At 54.3% G+C, this 23,082-nt stretch carries 21 protein-coding genes; 10 read left to right on the forward strand and 11 right to left on the reverse strand.

Going from position 1 to position 23,082, the window contains the following annotated elements; genetic code table 11:
* The first annotated feature begins 166 nt into the window (after positions 1 to 166).
* Complete coding sequence (gene glmU / locus LDB27_RS22200) at positions 167 to 1,537, forward strand: bifunctional UDP-N-acetylglucosamine diphosphorylase/glucosamine-1-phosphate N-acetyltransferase GlmU (RefSeq protein ID WP_000934845.1); 1,371 nt, start codon at positions 167 to 169, stop codon at positions 1,535 to 1,537.
* A 188-nt stretch (positions 1,538 to 1,725) separates the two neighbouring features.
* Entirely contained in the window at positions 1,726 to 3,555 is a 1,830-nt protein-coding gene (glmS, locus tag LDB27_RS22205; protein ID WP_000334059.1) for a glutamine--fructose-6-phosphate transaminase (isomerizing), read from the forward strand.
* A gap of 150 nt (positions 3,556 to 3,705) precedes the next feature.
* On the opposite strand, the gene LDB27_RS22210 is transcribed toward glmS, so the two are convergent.
* On the reverse strand, positions 3,706 to 5,463 hold the full coding sequence (locus LDB27_RS22210; RefSeq protein ID WP_000213169.1) for an SgrR family transcriptional regulator: 1,758 nt from the start codon (positions 5,461 to 5,463) through the stop codon (positions 3,706 to 3,708).
* A gap of 94 nt (positions 5,464 to 5,557) precedes the next feature.
* On the opposite strand from LDB27_RS22210, the gene LDB27_RS22215 reads away from it, so the two are divergent.
* The 7 genes from LDB27_RS22215 (at position 5,558) to phoU (ending at position 12,591) form a co-directional block, all read left to right on the forward strand.
* Positions 5,558 to 6,376 (forward strand): shikimate 5-dehydrogenase, encoded by an 819-nt coding sequence (locus LDB27_RS22215; RefSeq protein ID WP_000166709.1) that lies wholly within the window; start codon positions 5,558 to 5,560, stop codon positions 6,374 to 6,376.
* A 49-nt stretch (positions 6,377 to 6,425) separates the two neighbouring features.
* Positions 6,426 to 7,799: a fructose-specific PTS transporter subunit EIIC gene (locus LDB27_RS22220; protein ID WP_000162542.1), complete on the forward strand. Its 1,374-nt coding sequence runs from the start codon at positions 6,426 to 6,428 to the stop codon at positions 7,797 to 7,799.
* A gap of 165 nt (positions 7,800 to 7,964) precedes the next feature.
* The gene (pstS, locus tag LDB27_RS22225; RefSeq protein WP_000867131.1) at positions 7,965 to 9,005 is read left to right on the forward strand and encodes a phosphate ABC transporter substrate-binding protein PstS; all 1,041 of its coding nucleotides are present in this window, start codon (positions 7,965 to 7,967) and stop codon (positions 9,003 to 9,005) included.
* Positions 9,006 to 9,141: 136 nt separating this feature from the next.
* Complete coding sequence (gene pstC, locus LDB27_RS22230) at positions 9,142 to 10,101, forward strand: phosphate ABC transporter permease PstC (RefSeq protein WP_000741630.1); 960 nt, start codon at positions 9,142 to 9,144, stop codon at positions 10,099 to 10,101.
* Entirely contained in the window at positions 10,101 to 10,991 is an 891-nt protein-coding gene (gene pstA / locus LDB27_RS22235) for a phosphate ABC transporter permease PstA (RefSeq protein ID WP_000212199.1), read from the forward strand. Before pstC ends, pstA begins: the two co-directional genes overlap by 1 nt.
* 86 nt (positions 10,992 to 11,077) lie before the next feature.
* Positions 11,078 to 11,851, forward strand: a complete 774-nt coding sequence (gene pstB / locus LDB27_RS22240; protein ID WP_000063118.1) for a phosphate ABC transporter ATP-binding protein PstB — start codon at positions 11,078 to 11,080, stop codon at positions 11,849 to 11,851.
* Positions 11,852 to 11,865: 14 nt separating this feature from the next.
* Positions 11,866 to 12,591 (forward strand): phosphate signaling complex protein PhoU, encoded by a 726-nt coding sequence (gene phoU, locus LDB27_RS22245; RefSeq protein ID WP_000377800.1) that lies wholly within the window; start codon positions 11,866 to 11,868, stop codon positions 12,589 to 12,591.
* Between the two features lie 94 nt (positions 12,592 to 12,685).
* On the opposite strand, the gene yieH is transcribed toward phoU, so the two are convergent.
* Entirely contained in the window at positions 12,686 to 13,351 is a 666-nt protein-coding gene (yieH, locus tag LDB27_RS22250) for a 6-phosphogluconate phosphatase (protein ID WP_000078081.1), read from the reverse strand.
* Between the two features lie 168 nt (positions 13,352 to 13,519).
* On the opposite strand from yieH, the gene adeP reads away from it, so the two are divergent.
* Positions 13,520 to 14,857, forward strand: coding sequence for an adenine permease AdeP (adeP, locus tag LDB27_RS22255; protein ID WP_001519317.1), 1,338 nt, complete (start codon positions 13,520 to 13,522; stop codon positions 14,855 to 14,857).
* A gap of 43 nt (positions 14,858 to 14,900) precedes the next feature.
* Here adeP and LDB27_RS22260 read toward each other — a convergent pair whose 3' ends face one another.
* From LDB27_RS22260 to rpmH, 9 genes are all read right to left on the reverse strand, one after another.
* Complete coding sequence (locus LDB27_RS22260) at positions 14,901 to 15,485, reverse strand: NADPH-dependent FMN reductase (protein WP_001527038.1); 585 nt, start codon at positions 15,483 to 15,485, stop codon at positions 14,901 to 14,903.
* Positions 15,485 to 16,240, reverse strand: coding sequence for a 4'-phosphopantetheinyl transferase family protein (locus LDB27_RS22265; protein ID WP_000190678.1), 756 nt, complete (start codon positions 16,238 to 16,240; stop codon positions 15,485 to 15,487). Before LDB27_RS22265 ends, LDB27_RS22260 begins: the two co-directional genes overlap by 1 nt.
* A gap of 157 nt (positions 16,241 to 16,397) precedes the next feature.
* The gene (gene yidZ / locus LDB27_RS22270; protein WP_000749365.1) at positions 16,398 to 17,357 is read right to left on the reverse strand and encodes an HTH-type transcriptional regulator YidZ; all 960 of its coding nucleotides are present in this window, start codon (positions 17,355 to 17,357) and stop codon (positions 16,398 to 16,400) included.
* Positions 17,326 to 18,513, reverse strand: coding sequence for an MFS transporter (locus LDB27_RS22275; RefSeq protein WP_000819623.1), 1,188 nt, complete (start codon positions 18,511 to 18,513; stop codon positions 17,326 to 17,328). Before LDB27_RS22275 ends, yidZ begins: the two co-directional genes overlap by 32 nt.
* A 182-nt stretch (positions 18,514 to 18,695) precedes the next feature.
* Positions 18,696 to 20,060, reverse strand: coding sequence for a tRNA uridine-5-carboxymethylaminomethyl(34) synthesis GTPase MnmE (mnmE, locus tag LDB27_RS22280; RefSeq protein WP_000019081.1), 1,365 nt, complete (start codon positions 20,058 to 20,060; stop codon positions 18,696 to 18,698).
* A 141-nt stretch (positions 20,061 to 20,201) separates the two neighbouring features.
* Positions 20,202 to 21,848: a membrane protein insertase YidC gene (gene yidC, locus LDB27_RS22285; protein ID WP_000378283.1), complete on the reverse strand. Its 1,647-nt coding sequence runs from the start codon at positions 21,846 to 21,848 to the stop codon at positions 20,202 to 20,204.
* Between the two features lie 2 nt (positions 21,849 to 21,850).
* The gene (gene yidD / locus LDB27_RS22290) at positions 21,851 to 22,108 is read right to left on the reverse strand and encodes a membrane protein insertion efficiency factor YidD (RefSeq protein WP_001307474.1); all 258 of its coding nucleotides are present in this window, start codon (positions 22,106 to 22,108) and stop codon (positions 21,851 to 21,853) included.
* On the reverse strand, positions 22,072 to 22,431 hold the full coding sequence (rnpA, locus tag LDB27_RS22295) for a ribonuclease P protein component (RefSeq protein ID WP_000239725.1): 360 nt from the start codon (positions 22,429 to 22,431) through the stop codon (positions 22,072 to 22,074). Before rnpA ends, yidD begins: the two co-directional genes overlap by 37 nt.
* Before the next feature lie 16 nt (positions 22,432 to 22,447).
* Positions 22,448 to 22,588 (reverse strand): 50S ribosomal protein L34, encoded by a 141-nt coding sequence (rpmH, locus tag LDB27_RS22300; RefSeq protein WP_000831330.1) that lies wholly within the window; start codon positions 22,586 to 22,588, stop codon positions 22,448 to 22,450.
* Between the last annotated feature and the right edge of the window lie 494 nt (positions 22,589 to 23,082).

The raw sequence follows: 23,082 nt of genomic DNA on the forward strand, positions 1-23,082 counted from the left end.
TTTTCAGGAGACAAGAGGCGCGGTAATGAACGAAAATGATTCATTAGCAGGCGGGGATGTTATCCCGGTGAGCGTTTTATCCTTCTTCCATTTTACGATGAAAAAAATGTAGTATTTTCAACGTGAAACAGTATAAATTCGTTCTCAAATTACAGTCAGGACGCGTATGTTAAATAGTGCTATGAGCGTAGTGATCCTTGCCGCAGGTAAAGGCACGCGCATGTATTCCGATATTCCTAAAGTGCTGCACACGCTGGCGGGTAAACCCATGGTGCAGCATGTCATTGATGCAGCTACTAAATTAGGGGCCGCACAGGTTCATCTGGTCTATGGCCACGGTGGCGAGTTGTTAAAACAGACCCTGAAAGATGACAAGCTGAACTGGGTGCTTCAGGCGGAACAGTTGGGAACAGGTCACGCAATGCAGCAGGCCGCGCCCTTCTTTAGCGACGATGAAGATATTTTAATGCTTTACGGCGACGTGCCGCTGATTTCGGTTGAAACCTTACAGCGCCTGCGCGATGCCAAACCGCAGGGTGGTATTGGGTTATTAACCGTGAAGCTGGACGATCCGAGCGGCTATGGCCGTATTACGCGTGAAAACGGTAAAGTGACCGGCATCGTTGAACATAAAGACGCCACTGATGAACAGCGTCAGATCCAGGAAATTAACACCGGTATTCTGATCGCCAACGGCGCGGACCTGAAACGCTGGTTGTCTAAGCTGACTAACAATAATGCGCAGGGTGAATATTACATCACTGATATCATTGCGCTGGCTTATCATGAAGGACGGGAAATCGCCGCGGTGCATCCGGCTCGCATCAGCGAAACGGACGGCGTGAATAACCGTCTACAGCTTTCTCGTCTGGAGCGTATTTACCAGGCCGAACAGGCGGAGAAACTGCTGTTATCCGGCGTTATGTTGCGCGATCCGGCTCGTTTTGATCTGCGCGGTAATCTGGCTCACGGGCGTGATGTGGAAATTGACGCTAACGTTATCATCGAAGGTAACGTGACGCTCGGTCACCGCGTGAAGATCGGCGCGGGGTGCATTATTAAAAACAGCGTTATTGGCGATGACTGCGAAATTAGCCCATACAGCGTGGTGGAAGATGCGCATCTGGAAGCGGCCTGCACCATCGGTCCGTTTGCTCGCCTGCGTCCCGGCGCAGAGCTGTTAGCGGGCGCTCACGTCGGCAATTTTGTTGAGATGAAAAAAGCGCGTCTGGGTAAAGGTTCTAAAGCCGGTCACCTGACCTATCTGGGCGATGCGGAAATTGGCGACAACGTGAATATCGGCGCGGGGACCATCACCTGTAACTATGATGGCGCGAACAAATTCAAAACGGTTATTGGCGACGATGTGTTTGTCGGCTCCGATACCCAACTGGTGGCGCCGGTTACTGTTGGTAAAGGTGCCACCATCGCCGCAGGGACTACCGTCACTCGTAATGTAGCCGACAATGAACTGGTATTAAGCCGCGTGCCGCAGGTACATAAGCAAGGCTGGCAGCGTCCGGTGAAGAAAAAGTGATTTTGTAAGCCGGATAAGCGTCAGTGCCATCCGGCAGACCGGAGATGAGAGGATAAAATAATCCTCCGCTCCATGAGCAGTACTTATAAAAATAACCCCACTCTCTACAAGGCTCGGGGCGCCCGCAACGACGGGCATACAGGTCAGCGACAACGCATGGCGTAATGCCATAATCAGGAAATAAAACTATGTGTGGAATTGTTGGCGCTATCGCGCAGCGTGATGTAGCTGAAATCCTTCTCGAAGGTTTACGTCGTCTGGAATACCGCGGATATGACTCTGCCGGTCTGGCCGTGGTTGATGCAGAAGGTCATATGACCCGTCTGCGTCGCCTCGGTAAAGTCCAGATGCTGGCTCAGGCAGCGGAAGAACATCCTCTGCATGGCGGCACCGGTATTGCTCACACGCGTTGGGCGACGCACGGTGAACCTTCAGAAGCTAACGCGCATCCGCATGTTTCTGAACACATTGTGGTGGTGCATAACGGCATCATCGAAAACCATGAACCGCTGCGTGAAGCATTAAAAGCGCGTGGCTATACCTTCGTTTCTGAAACCGACACCGAAGTGATTGCACACCTGGTAAACTGGGAACTGAAACAGGGAGGTACTCTGCGTGAGGCTGTTCTACGTGCTATCCCGCAACTGCGTGGTGCGTACGGTACAGTGATCATGGATACCCGTCACCCGGATACCCTACTGGCGGCACGTTCTGGTAGCCCGTTGGTGATTGGCTTGGGTATGGGCGAAAACTTTATCGCTTCTGACCAGCTGGCGCTGTTGCCAGTGACTCGTCGCTTTATCTTCCTTGAAGAGGGCGATATCGCTGAAATCACTCGCCGTTCGGTAAATATCTTCGATAACACCGGCGCGGAAGTAAAACGTCAGGATATCGAATCCAATCTGCAATATGACGCGGGCGATAAAGGTATTTACCGCCACTACATGCAGAAAGAAATCTACGAACAGCCGAACGCGATCAAAAACACCCTTACCGGGCGCATCAGCCACGGTCAGGTGGATTTAAGCGAGCTGGGACCGAACGCCGACGAACTGCTGTCAAAGGTTGAGCATATTCAGATCCTCGCCTGCGGTACGTCTTACAACTCCGGTATGGTTTCCCGTTACTGGTTTGAATCGCTGGCAGGTATTCCGTGCGACGTTGAAATCGCCTCTGAATTCCGCTATCGCAAATCTGCCGTGCGTCGTAACAGCCTGATGATTACCCTGTCACAGTCTGGCGAAACGGCAGATACCCTGGCTGGCCTGCGTCTGTCGAAAGAGCTGGGATATTTGGGCTCTCTGGCCATTTGTAACGTGCCGGGATCTTCGCTGGTGCGTGAATCCGATCTGGCGCTGATGACCAACGCGGGTACGGAAATTGGCGTAGCATCTACCAAAGCCTTCACCACCCAGTTAACCGTGCTGTTGATGCTGGTGGCGAAACTGGCGCGTCTGAAAGGTCTGGATGCGTCCATTGAGCATGATATCGTTCATGGCCTACAGGCGCTGCCGAGCCGTATTGAGCAGATGCTGTCGCAGGACAAACGTATCGAAGCCCTGGCGGAAGATTTCTCTGACAAACACCATGCGCTGTTCCTGGGGCGTGGCGATCAATATCCGATTGCGCTCGAAGGCGCGCTGAAGCTGAAAGAGATCTCTTACATTCACGCGGAAGCCTATGCTGCAGGCGAGCTGAAACACGGGCCGTTGGCGCTGATTGACGCCGATATGCCGGTGATTGTGGTGGCGCCGAACAACGAACTGCTGGAGAAACTGAAATCCAACATCGAAGAAGTTCGCGCGCGTGGCGGTCAGTTGTACGTCTTCGCCGATCAGGATGCGGGTTTTGTGAGCAGCGACAACATGCACATCATCGAGATGCCGCATGTGGAAGAGGTCATTGCGCCTATCTTCTACACCGTTCCGCTGCAACTGCTGGCGTATCACGTGGCGCTGATTAAAGGCACCGACGTTGACCAGCCGCGTAACCTGGCGAAATCGGTTACCGTAGAGTAAGTACAAATGTAGTACCAGGCAGAAGGCCGTCGATAGACGGCCTTTTTTTGTGCGCCGTGACAGGCGCTGTTCTTTCTCTATGGTGGCTGAAGAGCGACTAAGAGGTGCTACGCCGGCCTGCGCTACGGGCACCCGGTCACATTCTCTTCTTTAAGGCCCTGGCTCAATCCAGGTGGATCGGAAATCAAACCACCCCAGGTTATTCAGGTGGATCCCCCTGGCCCGGTCGGGGCCTTTGAGTCGCATCCAGTGGTGAAAAAGCGGTTGTAGCCAGCCTGAACGGGTGGTTTCCCTGACCAGTTGTTCCGCGCTGATGGTTTCGGCATGCCACTGGGTTTCCCATTGGGCCAGCAGCGCATCATCCCCACCGCTGATGGCGTGGCGCAGTAAAGGGGAGCCCAGCAGCCATGTACCGACGTTCCACTCTTCGGGAATGGGGAAATTAACTGTCCCCAGCCAGAGATCAACCTCGGCCTTGCCGCTTGCCCAGTCATCATAATTCAGTGCAACGCCCTCAAGTAAAATGCCCTGCTGGCGCATGATCTTTTGCATGATATCCAGAAGCATTGGAAATTCAGGGTGCTGATCGTGATAGGCCAGACGCAGTTTCGCGTAGGGCGACGACGAGATAAAAGGTGAACAGGCCGGGCCCGCCTCAATAGTATGAAACCAGGAGGACAGCAGGCTGCCGCCCGGTACCCAGAAGGGGCGAATTGCCTCACTCAGATGCTGGAGTATGGCGTAAGGGCTGAGTGTTTCCCGCAGCCAGCGGCGATGTTCGGCGGTATGCCAGTGCGGGGAGCGGCTGTCGCATAATAAAAAATAGCCTCCACGCTCAAGAAACATCTCGCGCAGGTTGTCAGAAGGTTTGCCCGCTACCTGGCTAAGCCGTCCGGAAACGTAATCCTCATCGCTCAGGCTGGAGCTGAGCCAGGCTGCCGTGTCGTTATCCGACAGCGATTCCGCCAGGTTGTCTGTCTCCGTTAAATTCGGCCAGATAAAGACCTCCACTTCATCCAGCAGCCCGCGCAGACCAAAGTAGTGGTCAAAGGCCTTCATTTGCAGATGAAAGCCATTGTTTTCCACCACCTCATAAGGGCCAGTCCCCACAGGATGTGCCGGGAAATCAGCGCGTTGTGTATGATCAGGCGGTAGGATCATGGCATCAATATGACTGAGCAGCAGCGGCAGTCGGTTATCCGGGTGCGCCAGCGTAATTTCAAGACTCAGCGGCCCGGTGGCCTGAATGGTCTGCAAGTGCGAGAACAACGGCAGCTTAGCGCTGCGGGTCAGTGAAGCGATAACCGCGTCGATCGTCAGCTCCTGACCATCATGCCAGAGGACGGCGGGGCGCAGATAAAAACGCCAGCGCAGTGGATCAATCTGCCGCCAGTGGTGGGCAAGATCGGCTTCGATTTCACCTTTTTCCTCATTTATGCGCGTCAGGCCGCTAAAAATCTGCCTGACCAGATGCTGCTCAGAGCGACGCAACGGTATGCCGGGGCATAGCGACGGCATTGTCCGGTAATAGGGGATGCACAGCCGCTGATAGTCTGCCCGCACGCTATAGCCCAGCTTTGAACGCAACAGTTGCGCCACCTGGTGCTTATTTTTACCCAGCAGTTGAATGGCCTGATCAACATGACCAGACTCCAGCAACTGCTCCGCCTTTTCGCTTAACAGCTGTTCTGGTTTATAGCGCAGGTGAAGCCGGGCGCGATGCCCACGTCCGGCCTGTGATTGCCAGATGAGCCACTTTGCCTCCTGCATCTGAAGCAACAGATTACGCATATGCCGCCGGGTGCAGAACAACACATCCGCCAGCTCCTGTAATGTCACGCTAACAGGCTTGTCGCCATAGTGCTGGAGTAGCTTTAAATATTTTTGTTCAGTGTGCCGGGTTGTCATAAAAGGTGAAATTTCCCGAACGGGAATGAGCAATTTTTAATATCCCCTTTTTAGCCGATGATTTTCTCTATCGCAACTTCTATGAGGATTCATCATGACAAAGCGCATTAATAAAGACACGCAGGTCTGCATGTCCCTGGCGGCACGCCCAAGTAACTTCGGTACACGCTTTCACAACTATCTGTACGAAGCGCTGGATCTCAATTATCTCTACAAAGCTTTCTCGCCGACCGATCTTACGCAGGCCATTAGCGGCGTGCGCGGTCTGGGGATCCGTGGGTGCGCGATCTCTATGCCATTTAAAGAAGCCTGCATTCCGCTGGTGGATGAACTGGATGCTTCCGCTCAGGCCATTCACTCAGTTAATACCATTGTGAATACCAATGGCCATCTGAAGGCGTACAACACCGATTACATTGCAATAGCTCGCTTGCTGGCGAATTACAAGGTCTCTCCCGACCTGGTGTTTGCTTTGCGTGGCAGCGGTGGTATGGCAAAGGCGGTGGCCTGCGCGCTGAAGGATGCGGGGTTTACCCGTGGTTATATTGTCGCGATTGATGAAGCGTCAGGTAAACAACTGGCCGAACTCTATGGCTATGAATGGCGCCCGGATACCGACGGTATTGAAGCTGATTTGTTAATTAACGCCACGCCTATCGGAATGGCTGGCGGTAATGATGCCGACAAACTTTCTTATTCCGAACAGGAAGTGGATAAGGCAAGCGTTATCTTTGATGTGGTGGCGCTACCGCCCGTCACGCCGCTGATCCGCTACGCCCGTGAACGCGGTAAAACCGTGATTACCGGTTCCGAAGTGTTTGCTATTCAGGCCGTGGAGCAATTTGTCCTTTATACCGGGATTCGCCCGGATGACGCGCTGTTCCAGAAAGCCGCGGCCTGGTCACGTCTGTAACATTTTTTTCCCGCTTTTTCTTTAAATTAAAAGAACAGGGTACCCTACTATGACTAAAAAAATTGTTGCTGTGACGGCCTGTCCGACGGGCGTCGCCCATACCTTTATGGCGGCAGAAGCGTTGGAAATTGAAGCCCGCAAGCGTGGTGACTGGATCAAGGTTGAAACCCGCGGTTCCGTCGGGGCGAAGAACACGCTGACCGCGGAAGAGATAGCGCAGGCGGATGTGGTGATTATCGCGGCGGATATTGAACTGGATCTGTCAGGCTTTGTTGGCAAAAGACTCTATCGCACCAGTACCGGCGCGGCGCTAAAAAAGAGTGCGCAGGAAATGGATAATGCTTTCAATAGCGCCGAGGTCTATCAGGGGAGTGCCGGGCGCTCTTCTTCAGCTGGTAAAACAGAGCTACCCGGCGTTTATAAGCATTTAATGACCGGCGTATCCCATATGCTTCCCCTGGTGGTTGCGGGAGGGTTGTGTATCGCGCTCTCTTTTGTCTTCGGTATCCAGGCCTTCAACGAGCCGGACACGCTGGCGGCTGCGTTATTTCAAATCGGCGGTAAGGCGGCCTTTGCGCTGATGGTGCCGGTACTGGCTGGGTTTATTGCCTTCTCAATTGCCGATCGTCCGGGTCTGGCCCCGGGGCTTATTGGCGGGATGTTGGCCAGCCTGTGCGGCGCTGGTTTCCTGGGTGGGATTGTGGCCGGTTTTCTGGCCGGTTACAGCGTACGGTTTCTGGCGCAAAATATTAAGCTGCCGGCGTCGATGGAAGCGCTTAAACCTGTGCTGGTTCTGCCGCTACTGTCTACGCTGATTATCGGCCTTATCATGATTTACGTGGTGGGTGGCCCCGTTTCTGCGGTGATGGAGGGGCTGACGACGTTCCTGGGGAATATGACCTCTACGAATGCGATCTTGCTGGGAATGTTGCTGGGCGCAATGCAAGGTTTTGACCTTGGCGGGCCGGTGAATAAAGCTGCGTATACCTTCGGCGTTGGTTTACTGGCTTCTCATTCTTATATGCCAATGGCGGCTATTATGGCGGCAGGGATGGTACCGGCATTAGGAATGGGCGTCGCAACCTGGGCGGCCAGAGCGAAATTCAATGCCGCTGAGCATGAAGCGGGTAATGCATCTTTTATCCTGGGGCTGTGCTTTATCTCTGAAGGGGCGATTCCCTTCGCCGCGCGAGACCCGATGCGCGTCATCCCTTCCACGATGGTCGGTGGCGCAATCGCCGGGGGACTGTCCATGTATTTCGGTTGTACACTGATGGCGCCACACGGCGGCCTCTTTGTCCTGGCGATCCCGCATGCGGTGGAACATGTGATGCAGTACCTGCTCTCGATTGCCCTGGGCACGATTGTCTGCGGCCTGATGTACGCGCTATTGAAACCGTCTGTGGTTGCGCAAACAGTTTAATTCATCTCCCCCTGCAGGCTGGTCTGGTGTCTCCCCGGGCCAGCTTTTTTATTTCCATTGTCATCAAACCGTCATAATCAAGACATATAACTGTCATCAATTTGTCCTATTTTGCTCATCGTAGCAACTCAAACAATGATTTACCGAAACCGTGCAGGAGACATTATGAAAGTTATGCGTACCACTGTCGCAACTGTTGTCGCCGCGACCTTATCGATGAGCGCGTTCTCTGCCTTTGCAGCAGCAAGCCTGACAGGTGCCGGTGCAACGTTTCCTGCGCCGGTGTATGCCAAATGGGCGGATACCTACCAGAAAGAAACCGGTAACAAAGTTAATTACCAGGGGATAGGCTCTTCCGGCGGCGTGAAACAAATCACCGCGAATACCGTTGATTTTGGCGCTTCCGATGCGCCGCTGTCTGACGAAAAACTGAATCAGGAAGGCCTGTTCCAGTTTCCGACTGTGATCGGCGGCGTGGTGCTGGCGGTGAATATTCCAGGCCTCAAATCCGGCGAACTGGTGCTGGATGGTAAAACGCTGGGTGACATCTACCTCGGTAAAATCAAAAAGTGGGATGATGAAGCCATCACCAAACTGAACCCAGGCGTGAAGCTGCCTTCTCAGAACATCGCTGTGGTGCGTCGCGCTGACGGTTCCGGTACCTCCTTCGTGTTCACCAGTTACCTGGCGAAAGTCAACGACGAGTGGAAATCGAAAGTGGGCGCGGGTTCTACCGTGAACTGGCCAACCGGCCTGGGCGGTAAAGGTAACGACGGCATCGCGGCATTTGTACAGCGTCTGCCAGGCGCTATTGGCTACGTTGAGTATGCGTATGCCAAGCAGAACAACCTGGCCTACACCAAACTGGTTTCTGCCGACGGCAAACCGGTAAGCCCGACGGAAGAGAGCTTCTCTAATGCGGCGAAAGGCGCAGACTGGAGCAAAACCTTCGCGCAGGATCTGACCAACCAGAAAGGTGACGATGTGTGGCCAATCACCTCCACCACCTTTATCCTGGTCCACAAAGCGCAGAAGAAACCTGAGCAGGGTGCTGAAGTGCTGAAGTTCTTCGACTGGGCCTACAAAAATGGCGCTAAACAGGCGAATGATCTGGACTACGCCAGCCTGCCGGATAACGTCGTTGAGCAGGTTCGTACTGCCTGGAAGACCAGTATAAAAGACAGCAACGGTAAGGCGCTGTATTAATTAACGAATTGGCGGATGGCGCTACGCTTATCCGCCCTACGGTTTCGACCGCAGGCCCACGTTGTAGGCCGGATAAGCGTAGCGCCATCCGGCAGGGGGCAACGTCGTAAAACGCGTTTAATGGAAAGAGTAATTTATGGCTGCAACCAAGCCTGCTTTTAACCCGCCGGGTAAAAAAGGCGACATGATTTTCAGCGCGCTGGTAAAACTGGCTGCGCTGATTGTGCTATTGATGTTGGGCGGTATTATCGTCTCATTGATCATCTCCTCCTGGCCAAGTATTCAGAAATTTGGTTTCTCATTTCTTTGGACTAAGGAATGGGACGCGCCAAACGATATCTACGGCGCACTGGTGCCCATTTACGGCACGCTGGTGACCTCCTTTATCGCACTGCTGATCGCCGTTCCGGTCAGTTTCGGCATTGCCCTGTTTTTAACCGAGCTGGCGCCAGGCTGGCTAAAGCGTCCGCTCGGCATCGCCATTGAACTGCTGGCGGCAATTCCCAGTATCGTGTACGGCATGTGGGGGCTGTTTATCTTCGCGCCGCTGTTTGCGACGTACTTCCAGGAGCCGGTCGGCAATATTCTTTCCAACATTCCTTTTGTCGGCGCGCTGTTCTCCGGCCCGGCGTTTGGTATCGGCATTCTGGCGGCGGGCGTCATCCTCGCCATCATGATCATTCCCTACATTGCGGCGGTTATGCGCGACGTCTTCGAGCAAACGCCGGTAATGATGAAAGAGTCCGCTTACGGTATCGGCTGTACTACCTGGGAAGTTATCTGGCGCATCGTGCTACCGTTCACCAAAAATGGCGTGATCGGCGGCATTATGCTGGGACTGGGCCGTGCTCTGGGTGAAACGATGGCGGTCACTTTTATCATCGGCAACACCTACCAGCTCGACAGCGCGTCGCTGTACATGCCGGGCAACAGCATCACTTCCGCGCTGGCGAACGAATTCGCTGAGGCGGAATCGGGTCTGCACGTGGCAGCGTTGATGGAGCTGGGGCTGATCCTGTTTGTGATCACCTTTATCGTCCTGGCGGCGTCTAAGTTCATGATTATGCGTCTGGCGAAGAACGAGGGAGCACGTTAATGGCTACGCTTGATATGCAGAACACCGCGCAGCTCGCGGAATCCCGTCGCAAGATGCAGGCGCGTCGCCGCATGAAGAATCGTATCGCACTAACGCTCTCAATGGCGACGATGGCATTTGGCCTGTTCTGGCTGATCTGGATTTTGATGTCCACCATCACGCGCGGCATTGATGGTATGTCGCTGGCGTTGTTTACCGAAATGACGCCGCCGCCGAACACGGCGGGCGGCGGGCTGGCGAACGCCCTGGCGGGGAGTGGATTGTTGATTCTCTGGGCTACCGTATTGGGTACGCCGCTGGGGATTATGGCCGGGATCTATCTGGCGGAATATGGCCGTAAATCCTGGCTCGCCGAAGTCATTCGCTTTATTAACGACATTCTGCTTTCCGCGCCGTCAATTGTTGTGGGGCTGTTTGTTTACACCATCGTGGTGGCGCAGATGCAGCACTTCTCCGGTTGGGCAGGGGTGATTGCGCTGGCGCTGTTGCAGGTACCGATCGTTATCCGTACCACTGAAAACATGCTCAAGCTGGTGCCGGATAGCCTGCGTGAAGCCGCCTACGCGCTGGGTACGCCGAAGTGGAAGATGATCTCCGCGATTACGCTGAAAGCCTCTATCTCCGGCATTATGACCGGTATTCTGCTGGCCATTGCCCGTATCGCCGGGGAAACGGCGCCATTGTTGTTTACCGCGCTCTCGAACCAGTTCTGGAGCACCGACATGATGCAGCCGATCGCCAACCTGCCGGTGACCATCTTTAAATTCGCGATGAGCCCGTTTGCCGAATGGCAACAATTAGCCTGGGCGGGCGTGCTGATTATTACCCTGTGCGTACTGCTGCTGAATATTCTGGCGCGTGTTGTTTTCGCGAAGAAAAAACACGGTTAAAGACATTGTAGGCCTGATAAGCGTAGCGCCATCAGGCATTATTTTACGGCGTGGCGGATGCGGCGCTGGATGAGGAAAAGAGTGAAATGAGTATGGTTGAAACTGCCCCGAGTAAGATTCAGGTTCGTGATTTGAACTTCTACTACGGCAAATTCCATGCCCTGAAGAACATTAATCTGGATATCGCGAAGAATCAGGTAACGGCATTTATCGGGCCATCCGGCTGCGGTAAATCAACGCTACTGCGTACCTTCAATAAAATGTATTCGCTTTATCCGGAGCAGCGCGCGGAAGGTGAAATTCTGCTGGATGGCGACAATATTCTCACCAACACCCAGGATATCGCGCTGCTGCGCGCAAAAGTGGGGATGGTATTCCAGAAGCCGACGCCGTTCCCGATGTCCATCTATGACAATATCGCCTTTGGCGTGCGTCTGTTTGAGAAGCTGTCTCGCGCCGATATGGACGAGCGCGTGCAGTGGGCGTTGACCAAAGCCGCATTATGGAACGAAACCAAAGATAAATTGCACCAGAGCGGGTACTCTCTCTCCGGTGGTCAGCAGCAGCGCCTGTGCATTGCGCGTGGTATCGCCATTCGCCCGGAAGTGTTGCTGCTGGATGAGCCATGTTCAGCTCTGGATCCGATCTCCACCGGGCGTATTGAAGAGCTGATCACCGAGCTGAAACAGGATTACACCGTGGTGATCGTGACCCACAACATGCAGCAGGCGGCACGTTGCTCCGATCATACGGCGTTTATGTACCTGGGCGAGTTGATTGAGTTCAGCAACACGGACGATCTGTTCACCAAGCCCGCGAAGAAACAAACAGAAGACTATATCACCGGTCGTTACGGTTAATTCAGGAGTGCGTAATGGACAGTCTGAACCTTAATAAACATATTTCCGGCCAGTTCAACGCAGAACTGGAAAGCATCCGCACTCAGGTAATGACCATGGGCGGCATGGTGGAGCAGCAGCTTTCTGACGCTATCACCGCCATGCACAACCAGGACAGCGAGCTGGCGAAGCGCGTGGTAGAAGGCGACCATCAGGTTAATATGATGGAAGTCGCCATCGATGAAGCCTGTGTGCGTATTATCGCCAAGCGCCAGCCGACGGCGAGTGACCTGCGCCTGGTAATGGCGATTATCAAAACCATCGCCGAACTGGAGCGCATTGGCGACGTGGCGGATAAAATCTGCCGTACCGCGCTGGAGAAATTCTCCCAGCAGCACCAGCCACTGCTGGTCAGCCTGGAGTCGCTGGGTCGCCACACCGTGCAGATGCTACACGACGTGCTGGATGCGTTCGCGCGCATGGATCTCGACGAAGCGGTGCGTATCTACCGTGAAGACAAGAAAGTTGACCAGGAATATGAAGGCATCGTGCGTCAGCTGATGACCTACATGATGGAAGACTCGCGCACCATTCCCAGCGTGCTGACCGCGTTATTCTGCGCGCGCTCTATCGAGCGTATCGGCGACCGCTGCCAGAATATCTGCGAATACATCTTCTACTTCGTGAAGGGGCAAGATTTCCGTCACGTGGGCGGCGATGAGCTGGATAAGCTGCTGGCGGGGAAAGATCCGAAAGAGTAAATCTCATTCTTTTGCCCGGTGGCGCTGCGCTTATCCGGCCTACAGGTACAGATGCTGTAGGCCGGATAAGCGTCAGCGCCATCCGGCATTTCAGTTAACGCGTAATCTCCCACCCGCGCGCTTTCCACAATCCCGGCAACTGCGCCAAATCGGTAAACGTCGTCACGTTAGGGTGATCGATCGGCTTGTTATGCGGATCGGCGCAGAAATAAAACACTTCCATTCCCGCCGCAATTCCTGACTGCGCGCCTGCGCTGGAATCATCCACCAGAATACACTTCTCAACATTGACCTTCATGGCGTTCGCCGCATGGAGCATCAGCGCCGGATCGGGCTTCCAGCGTTGAATATCGTAACCGCTAAACAGCAAATCGGGAAAATGATGCAACATGCCCAGTTTACCCAGCGAATGCTGCATCTTACTGACCGGCCCGTTGGATACCACGCACATGGGCGTCTTAATGCTCTCCAGCAGGGTATTTGCGCCCGCGATCGCTTCCAGTTCGGTATCGAACAGGCGCGCAACCTCGGCGCGATACACGGGTTCCAGCTCCGCCTTTGCCAGCGCAACGCCATGCTCTTTACTGATGGTATCGATAATTTCGTAGAGCTTTACGCCTTTAAAGCGTCTGAATACTTCCGTGAGCTCAAGCGTAATGCCGAACTGCCGGAACATAGTGACATAGGCGCGCGAGCAAATCACTTCACTGTCGACCAGCGTGCCGTCACAGTCAAAAAACACCGCTTCGATTTGGGACATGTCATTTCCATTTTAACAAGTTTAACGTTTACGTAATGCTGAATGAGGGGACGCAATCGTTGCCGTACTAACAAATTGAGTGAAAAAAATTACCACACAACTGCGCCAGGTGTCGCATTTTGGTATAGGATAACGGCGAATTTTCCCTCCTTTCTCCGGAAATTGATAATGAGTCAACAACACACCACCCAGGCTTCTGGTCAGGGTATGCTGGAACGCGTGTTTAAACTGCGCGAACATGGCACGACGGCACGAACCGAAGTGATCGCCGGTTTTACCACTTTCCTGACGATGGTTTATATCGTTTTTGTTAACCCGCAAATTCTGGGCGTAGCTGGCATGGACACCAGCGCCGTCTTTGTGACCACCTGTCTGATTGCAGCCTTTGGCAGCATTCTGATGGGCCTGTTCGCTAACCTGCCGGTGGCGCTGGCGCCCGCGATGGGGCTGAATGCGTTCTTTGCCTTCGTGGTTGTTCAGGCAATGGGACTGCCGTGGCAGGTAGGCATGGGCGCCATTTTCTGGGGCGCTGTTGGTCTTTTATTGCTGACTATCTTCCGCGTGCGTTACTGGATGATCGCCAACATTCCGGTCAGCCTGCGCGTGGGCATCACCAGCGGCATCGGCCTGTTTATTGGCATGATGGGGCTGAAAAACGCCGGCGTGATTGTCGCAAATCCGGAAACGCTGGTCAGCATCGGCAACCTGACCTCGCACAGCGTGCTGCTGGGGGTTCTCGGATTCTTTATTATTGCGATTCTCGCTTCGCGCAACATTCATGCGGCGGTGCTGGTGTCCATCATCGTCACGACGCTGCTTGGCTGGATGATGGGCGATGTACACTACAACGGCATTGTCTCCGCGCCGCCAAGCGTCACCAGCGTGGTAGGGCATGTCGATTTGGCAGGCTCGTTCAATCTTGGCCTGGCGGGGGTTATTTTCTCCTTCATGCTGGTAAACCTGTTTGACTCCTCCGGTACGCTGATTGGCGTGACCGATAAAGCCGGCCTGGCGGATGAGAAAGGCAAATTCCCGCGCATGAAGCAGGCACTGTTTGTTGATAGTATCTCTTCCGTCACTGGCGCATTTGTCGGAACGTCTTCTGTGACCGCTTATATTGAATCGTCTTCCGGCGTTTCGGTGGGCGGTCGCACCGGTTTGACGGCGGTGGTGGTCGGTATTTTGTTCCTGCTGGTTATCTTCCTGTCGCCGCTGGCGGGCATGGTGCCGCCTTACGCGGCGGCGGGCGCGCTGATTTACGTCGGCGTGCTGATGACCTCCAGCCTGGCGCGGGTAAACTGGCAGGATTTAACCGAATCGGTCCCGGCGTTTATTACGGCGGTAATGATGCCGTTTAGCTTCTCGATCACCGAAGGTATCGCGCTGGGCTTTATCTCTTACTGCGTGATGAAAATCGGGACAGGCCGCCTACGCGACCTTAGCCCGTGCGTAGTGATTGTCGCGCTGTTATTCGTGCTGAAGATTGTGTTTATTGACGCACACTGATGAAATGAACCCTCGCCCCATCGGGGGAGGGTTTTTAAATAACTTACGCTTTAACGCGCTGAATAAACTCGCCAAATGCGGTCAGCTGACCGGTCAAATGATCTAACGTTCCCTGATCCACCACTTCTCCAGTCTGCGGGTCGACTTTATTCTGAATCACGCCGCCCATAAACTCCGGTTTATTCATCACCATCGCATCAAGGAACACCAGAATCTGGCGCAGATGATACTGGCAGCGCGCGCCGCCAATCGCCCCCATTGAACTGGTCTGGATAAGAACGGGCTTACCCGCCAGCGGCTGCTCAGGCAGACGGGATAGCCAGTCGATGGCATTCTTCAGGCCGCCGGGAACGGAATAGTTATATTCCGGCGTCACAATGACGACGCCGTCAGCGTTGCGAATCTGCTCCGCCAGCGCCTCTACGCTGGCTGGAAATCCCTCTTCCTGCTGGATATCGGCGTCATACAGCGGAATATCCCCGATCGAAGGCAGCGGCGATACCGTCATTCCTGCCGGCGCGACTTTAGGCAGCGTACGCGCCACCATCCCGTTAAAGGAACCTTTGCGTAAACTTCCCAGCAGTGTAACCACATTCAGCGTTTCAGACATACGTGCCCCTTTTTTCATTATGAACGATTAAGCGTATACGATTTGGCGGCGGGGAGTTGGGCGAATCGCATCAGACGGCCGGTTGGCTCATTGGCGCGCGTCTGGATATCGGGCAGGCTTTTCCAGCCCAGTTTGCCATCGAACTCCCACACTTTTAATTTTTCTATCGCTGGCGTAACGGTTACGGACCATACCAGCACATCTTCCGCATCGCATACGGCTTCAAGCTGTGTGACATGCGCGCACTTCAGGCGTCCGGCAACGGGTAAAAGTTGCAGCTCCCGCGGATCGTCATTCATGACATCGCCGGTGAGTTTTAACACGCTCTGGCGCAATGTGATGAGTTGCGCTCGCGCTTCGTTGGGATCGTTTTGATTGGCTACCCATAAGTTTTCATTGCGGGAGAAAGGGTGGCGTTCGAGCGAATGCGGATGGTGAAAGCCGCGGGAGGTGCGCTGTAATTCCATATCCAGCCCGCACTCTCCTTCGGTGGTCAACGCCACGCCAACCATATTTCCGGCGTAGGAGATAGAAAAACCTGGCAGATTTTTGTCACGAAACGCGGGTTTACCTTTCGCCTGAATAATGATTTCCGGCAGCTCGCTAATTCCGTACAGCATAAACATCAGTTCGGCAAGAAGGCCTCTGGAGGCGAGAAAACGCGTTCGTCGGTGAGCAGGCAGGTTTCTGGCTTCAATATGGCAAGACGAAGAGAGACGAATTGAAACCAACTGTCCCTCCGTAAGTATCCCTCTGGCAAAGTGAGTCGCCATTTTTCGCTCCGTGATTAATGGGCCGTGATAATGACGAGAGTAACATTAACGTAAATTATGGACAGGTTTTACGCGCTAAAAATTCAATTTCAGAAGGTTCTTTAATCAGACGGTGATATTTCTGGTAAGAGGAAGGTTAATTTATCAACGCAGGTGGTCAGATAAGGCGACGGCAGAGCGTGTTGATAGCCTGTCGTAGCCACACAATCTTGGGATTATGACTATTACGTTTGTGCCATAATAGGGTAAACGGCACCATCAGCTTTTCCCGCTGTTGCGCATCAAAAGGCAGGGGGCGCGCCACTAACGGTAGCTGGTGGAGCTGATTGTAGTGCTGGCAATAGCGCGGCGCGGTTGCTATCAGGGTGTGATCCGGCTGGGCGGCCATAAAGAGCGACTGCTCGAACCCCGGCAGGCTCAACGCAATATGGCGTTTGCGTCCCATTTCTTGCAGGACATCATCCAGCGCCCAGGTATCGCTTTGCTCCCAGCAAATACTGATATGCGGGTAGCGCAGAAATGTGTCCAGATCCCACGCTTCGCGCAGCGCCGGATGATCTTCCCGCAGCCAGACCCACGGCAAATCGCTAAACAACACCTCAAAATCAATCGCGAGCGGCAACAGACTGAGCAATTCTCGCGAGCGGGGATGGCTTTCGCGTCCGGTAAATCCGATATCGACTTCCCCACGCGTAATCGCCTCCAGCGAGTCATAATCCCAGTTGCGAACCTTAATGGTAGCCTGCGGATAGCGCTGATAAATCTGCTGCGACAGTGAATTAAACATAATCATCATCAGCGGCGACTCTGCCGCCAACTCAAATTTTAAACCGCGCGGCGTTTGATGATGCGGCTTATCAAGCAGTTGGTTCCCCATCTGCATCCAGTCCGCCAGACTTTGCTCCATACTGACCATCAGCGGCGTCGGCGCCAGGCCCAGCGGCGTATTGACGAACAGCGGATCGTCAAACCATGCCCGGAGTTTCGCCAGCGATTTGCTGACCGCAGAGGGTGTTACGTTCATCCGTTTTGCAGCTTTAGTGACGCTGCGCTCCTGCATGAGTAACTGTAGGCATAACAGCAGATTAAGATCGAGATTGGTAAGGGATTTCTTCATGCTCGGCTACGGACCTGTTGGGCGTGACGGAGAAGATCAGCAGAATACTCACTATGCTACAACCAATCAGAATCCCGATCAGCATATTCATCGCGCTGATACCGAGTATTGCCGCCAGCCAAATCCACAGTGATGAACCGCAAACCTGCGCGATACCCAGCGTGGAACTGGCCACTCCGGCGCGCAGCGAAAACGGCCCCAGCGCCTGGCTCATCGCGACGCCAAAACCAACCGAGAATCCGGCGCAGATAAGCGTCAGGCCAAAGAGCGTGACGGTATTGGTATGAGCAAGGCTTAACGTCACGCCAGCCGTCAAAAACAGCCCCTGTGAGACGAGCATTAAGGTTCGCGGCTTAAATAACCCAAGCGCAAAAGGGGTAGAAAAAGAGACGACCATGCTGACGCCTGCGGTGAGCGCCATGGTAATGGCATAGTCGCCACGGCTAAATCCCATCACCTCCATCAGCAGCACTGGAGAGGCATTGACGAAGGTCAGGATCACCGACACGCTAAGGGTGGTGATCGCCAGTCGACTGACGAAAAAACGGTTAACCAGCGACTCGGCGGCGGGCGACGATCGTGATAAATCGCGTGGAGCCAGCCTTGCCGGGCGCGTCTCGCGCAGGATAAACAGTGATAACAGGCCCACAATAATGCCCATCGCGGACATCGTATAGAACAGACTTTGCCAGGGGAAACGAAGCATAATCAAATGCCCCATCACCGGGGCGAGTACCGGCACAATACAGGTAATCCCATTCAATAATGACAGCACTTTCGCCCGACGATGCTCGTCGAGCGTGTCGCGCAGAATGGCGAACGCCACCACATAGCAGCCGCCTGCTCCTACCCCCTGAAGAAAACGCCCACTCAGAAATAGCGAGCCTTCCGACGCCCGTGAACAAAGCAGTGAGGCCGTCATAAAGACGAGCGCGCCGACGATCGCGACCGGCTTGCGGCCTGACTGGTCGGCTATCTTCCCGGCAAACAGCATGGCCGTCGCCATTCCGGCCAGGTAAACGGAGAAGGCGATATGCAACTGCGCCTCGCTGGCGTTCAGATCGGCGGCTATACGCGGTAAACCGACCAGATACATATCAATACCGGCAGGATAGAGTAAAACCAGGGCAAAACTACACAGTAGAAAACGTTTCATAGCGGCCTCACGAAAAGTGTGGCGCTAAGAATACGGGGCGACGTTGCGCGAGACGAGTTGCCATTTGGACAACAGTGATTTCCGCATGGGAAATCATTGCTGTCGGATGGCAGCATAAACGCCTTATCCGGCTTACGGGGTTTGTAGGCCCGGTAAGCATCGCGCCACCGGGCAACATAACGTTATTTGCCGATACAGAAGCTGGAGAAAATCCGTCCCAGCAGGTCGTCGGAGGTAAACTCGCCGGTAATCTCGCTTAAGCTTTGCTGCGCCAGGCGCAACTCTTCCGCCAGCAGTTCCCCCGCCCACGCGCCTAATAGCTGTGCTTTGCCCTGCTCAAGATGTTCAGCGGCTTCCGCCAGCGCCTGCAGGTGACGGCGGCGGGCCAGGAAGCCGCCTTCCATATTGGTATCAAAACCCATGCTCTGCTTGAGGTGGTTACGCAGCACGTCGACGCCTTCGCCGGTACGCGCCGAGAGGCGAACCAGTGAGTGACCATTTACTTCACTAATACCCAGCGTTTCGCCGGTGATATCCGCCTTGTTACGTACCACGGTAATCGGTAGATTTTTGGGCAGACGGGCGATAAAGTCCGGCCAGATGTCGGCAGGGTCAACGGCGTCCGTCGTGGTGCCATCCACCATAAACAGCACGCGATCGGCCTGTTCAATCTCCTGCCAGGCGCGTTCGATGCCGATACGCTCAACTTCGTCGCTGGCGTCGCGCAGTCCGGCGGTATCGATGATATGCAGCGGCATCCCGTCGATGTGAATATGCTCGCGCAACACGTCGCGCGTGGTACCGGCGATATCGGTGACAATGGCAGCTTCACGGCCTGCCAGCGCATTCAGCAGGCTGGATTTCCCGGCATTCGGGCGTCCGGCAATCACTACCTTCATCCCTTCGCGCAGCAGGCTACCCTGGCGCGCTTCGGTGCGCACGGCGTCAAGATCGGCGATGACGCCATTGAGCTGCGCTTCGATTTTGCCGTCAGAGAGAAAGTCGATCTCCTCATCCGGAAAATCAATAGCCGCTTCGACGTAGATTCGCAGGTGAGTAAGTGCTTCCACAAGGTGGTTAACGCGGGCGGAAAATGCCCCCTGTAACGAGTTTAGCGCCGAACGCGCCGCCTGTTCGGAACTGGCATCGATCAGGTCGGCAATGGCTTCCGCCTGGGCTAAATCGAGCTTATCGTTGAGGAACGCTCGCTCGGAGAACTCGCCCGGTCGGGCAATGCGCACGCCTGGAAGCGTCAGGATACGTTTTAACAGCAGGTCCAGGATCACCGGACCGCCGTGCCCTTGTAGCTCCAGCACATCTTCACCGGTGAAGGAGTTCGGGCCGGGGAACCACAGCGCAATACCCTGATCCAGCGCGCTGCCGTCAACGTCTTTAAACGGCAGGTAGTCGGCATAGCGCGGCTTCGGCAGCTTGCCCAGCACCTCTTGCGCAACGTCGCGCGCCTTCAGACCAGAGATACGCAGGATACCCACGCCACCGCGTCCCGGTGGGGTTGCCTGGGCGACGATAGTGTCGTTATGGCTCATGGTTAGTCTCAACTTTGTTGCAATAAAAAAAGGCGGTCATATGACCGCCTTTTGATTGTAGGCCTGATAAGCGTTAGCGCCATCAGGCTGACCGGCGCGCCTTGCCGGATGGCGGCTTCGCCTTATCCGGCCTACACCGAATCAGGATTTTTTCTTCTCGCGGCTATGCAGGCCACGCTTCTCCAGACCACGGTAAATCAGCTGCTGCTGAATGATGGTGACCAGGTTGCTGACGATATAGTACAGCACCAGACCTGACGGGAACCACAGGAAGAACACCGTAAAGATGACCGGCATAAAGGTCATGATCTTCTGCTGCATCGGGTCGGTCACGGTGGTCGGCGACATCTTCTGAATGAAGAACATCGTTACGCCCATCAGGATCGGCAGAATGTAGTACGGGTCCTGTGCGGACAGGTCATGAATCCACAGCGCGAACGGCGCATGACGCAGTTCAATGGAACCCATCAGCATGTAGTACAACGCCAGGAAGATAGGCATCTGGATGATCAGCGGGAAGCAGCCGCCCAGTGGGTTAACCTTCTCCGCTTTGTACAGGGCCATCATCTCCTGGCTTTGGCGCTGTTTATCATCGCCAAGACGTTCGCGCATCGCCTGAATTTTCGGCTGCAGCATACGCATCTTCGCCATTGATGTGTACTGCGCTTTGGTCAGCGGGTACATGATACCGCGAACGATAAAGGTAATGATGATAATGGAGAAGCCCCAGTTGCCCACAAAGCTGTGGATCCACTTCAGCAACTTGAACAGTGGCTGAGAGATGAACCACAACCAGCCGTAGTCCACGGTCAAATCCAGGTGCGGTGCAACAGCCGCCATTTTATCCTGAATTTCCGGGCCGACCCACAGGGTGCTGGTCATCGCGCCAGTCTGGCCTGGCTGTACCAGTACCGGCTGCGCTTTATAGCCGATAGCGACAATGCCGTTACCCAGATTGGCGGTGTAGAAATTGTTGGTGCCGTCGTTACGCGGAATCCATGCGGTAGCGAAATACTGTTGCAACATTGCCACCCAACCGCCTTTGGAGCTGACGTTGAGGTTTTCGTTATCGGCAATAGTGTCGAATTTGTATTTCTCATACTTCTCATCCGGCGTGGAGTACGCTGCGCCGCGGAACGTATGCAGCGCAAAGTTGCTGCTGCCGGTGTCGCGATGAGGAGGCAGGTTGACGGATTGTTTTAACTGACCAAAGGTGGAGACTTCCAGCGGTTTTTCGCCGGTGTTCTGCACGCTATAGTTCACGTTAACCGCATAATCGCCACGCTTAAAGACAAACGTTTTGGTAAACGTGTTGCCTGCGGCGTCAGTATAAGTCATCGGAACCTGCAGTTCGTTCTGACCGTCGGCCAGTACAAACGCCTCTTTCTCGACGTTGTACAGCGGACGCGGGCCGTTCGCCGGGTTATCCGGGCCGTCGCGGCCTGTCAGGCCGCTTTGCGCCTGATAGATAAACTGCGGGGTGGTTTCCAGCAGCTGGAACGGTTCGTTGGAACCCAGTTCTTTCGGGTAAGCCGGGAGCAAGGCCTGCTCGACATCACCACCACGGGTGTTGATAGTCAAATCAAGCACATCGGTTTTCACCGTAATCATTTTCCCCTGGCCACTGGCTGGTACGCCCTGGTCGGCGGCGCTACCCGCTGCGGTGGTCGTTGTCTGCGTGGTCTGTTGAGTCTGAGGTTGCGGATTTTTATCCTGCTCCCAGGCTTGCCAGATCATGAAAGACACGAACAGCAAAGCGATGACTAAAAGATTGCGTTGCGAATCCATCGTTAGTGTTCTCTGGTATCAAATGGTCCGGGCGGGACGGGATCGTCACCACCAGGGTGTAAAGGGTGGCATTTTAATACGCGTTTCACCGTCAACCAACTGCCTTTTATCACTCCAAACCTGCGCAATGCCTCAATTCCGTAGCTTGAGCACGTTGGCGTGAAACGACAATGCGGCCCAAGCAGCGGACTGATCAGGCGTTGATAGACCCGAATAAGGGCTATCAGGACCCGCGAGCCAGGCGACAGTGGCGGCGCCATAATTTTTCCAACGCTTCCGAGAGAGCACGGTTATCGAGGTCGGCAACCCCTTTTTTCGCCACCACCACGAAATCCATTGCAGGAAGTTCATGCTGGCGCAGACGGAAGCTTTCACGCGTCAGACGTTTAATCCGGTTGCGTTCATGCGCACGTCGAACATTTTTCTTGGCGACGGTAAGACCGATACGGGGATGCCCCAGCGAATTCAGGCGGCCGAGGATGGTGATTTGCGGCGTGCCAGCCCGTTGAGGTTGCTGGAAGACGAATGTGAAATGAGCGGGAGTTAACAAACGTAACTCCCTGGGAAATGCGAGCTTAACCACTCAGGGGTTAGCTTTATTACTTGGAAACGGTCAGACGAGCGCGGCCTTTAGCACGACGACGTGCCAGAACCTGACGACCATTTTTAGTAGCCATACGAGCACGGAAGCCGTGAGAACGGTTGCGCTTCAGTACAGACGGTTGAAAAGTGCGTTTCATGGCGATTTCTACCTAAACTTGAATAAATTCACTGACTTTTGCGTATACCCGAACAAACTTTGAACGACTTACGCCACAGTGTGGGTGATTAAAGAGGCCGGATTGTAATAATTGTACACTCCGGAGTCAATTCTCTTTCCTTATTTTCCCGCGATTTTCCACGCCTTTTTGTGCGGAAAATAAGCAGCGTTGACGCCATATGACGGGCATTGCGCGACGGGTGGAGAATTATACGGACTGCCAGGTAAAGCGCAAGGATCGCCCTGGATCTTTATGCGATCTTTTAGGCGTCTGCTCACCTTTACCTATTAATTTTTTCAATATGCGCGCGAAAGCGTACAGGAGTTCCCCAGGATCGATTACACTTATCCTTTCCTGGAAAGTCCTGTGGATAAATCGGGAAGAATCTGTGAGAAACAGAAGATCTCTTGCTCAGTTTAGGCTATGATCCGCGGTCCTGATCGTTTCAAACGATCCTGGTCAGGCATGAACAC

Source organism: Salmonella sp. JXY0409-18 (assembly GCF_020268625.1).
Lineage (GTDB): Bacteria > Pseudomonadota > Gammaproteobacteria > Enterobacterales > Enterobacteriaceae > Salmonella > Salmonella enterica.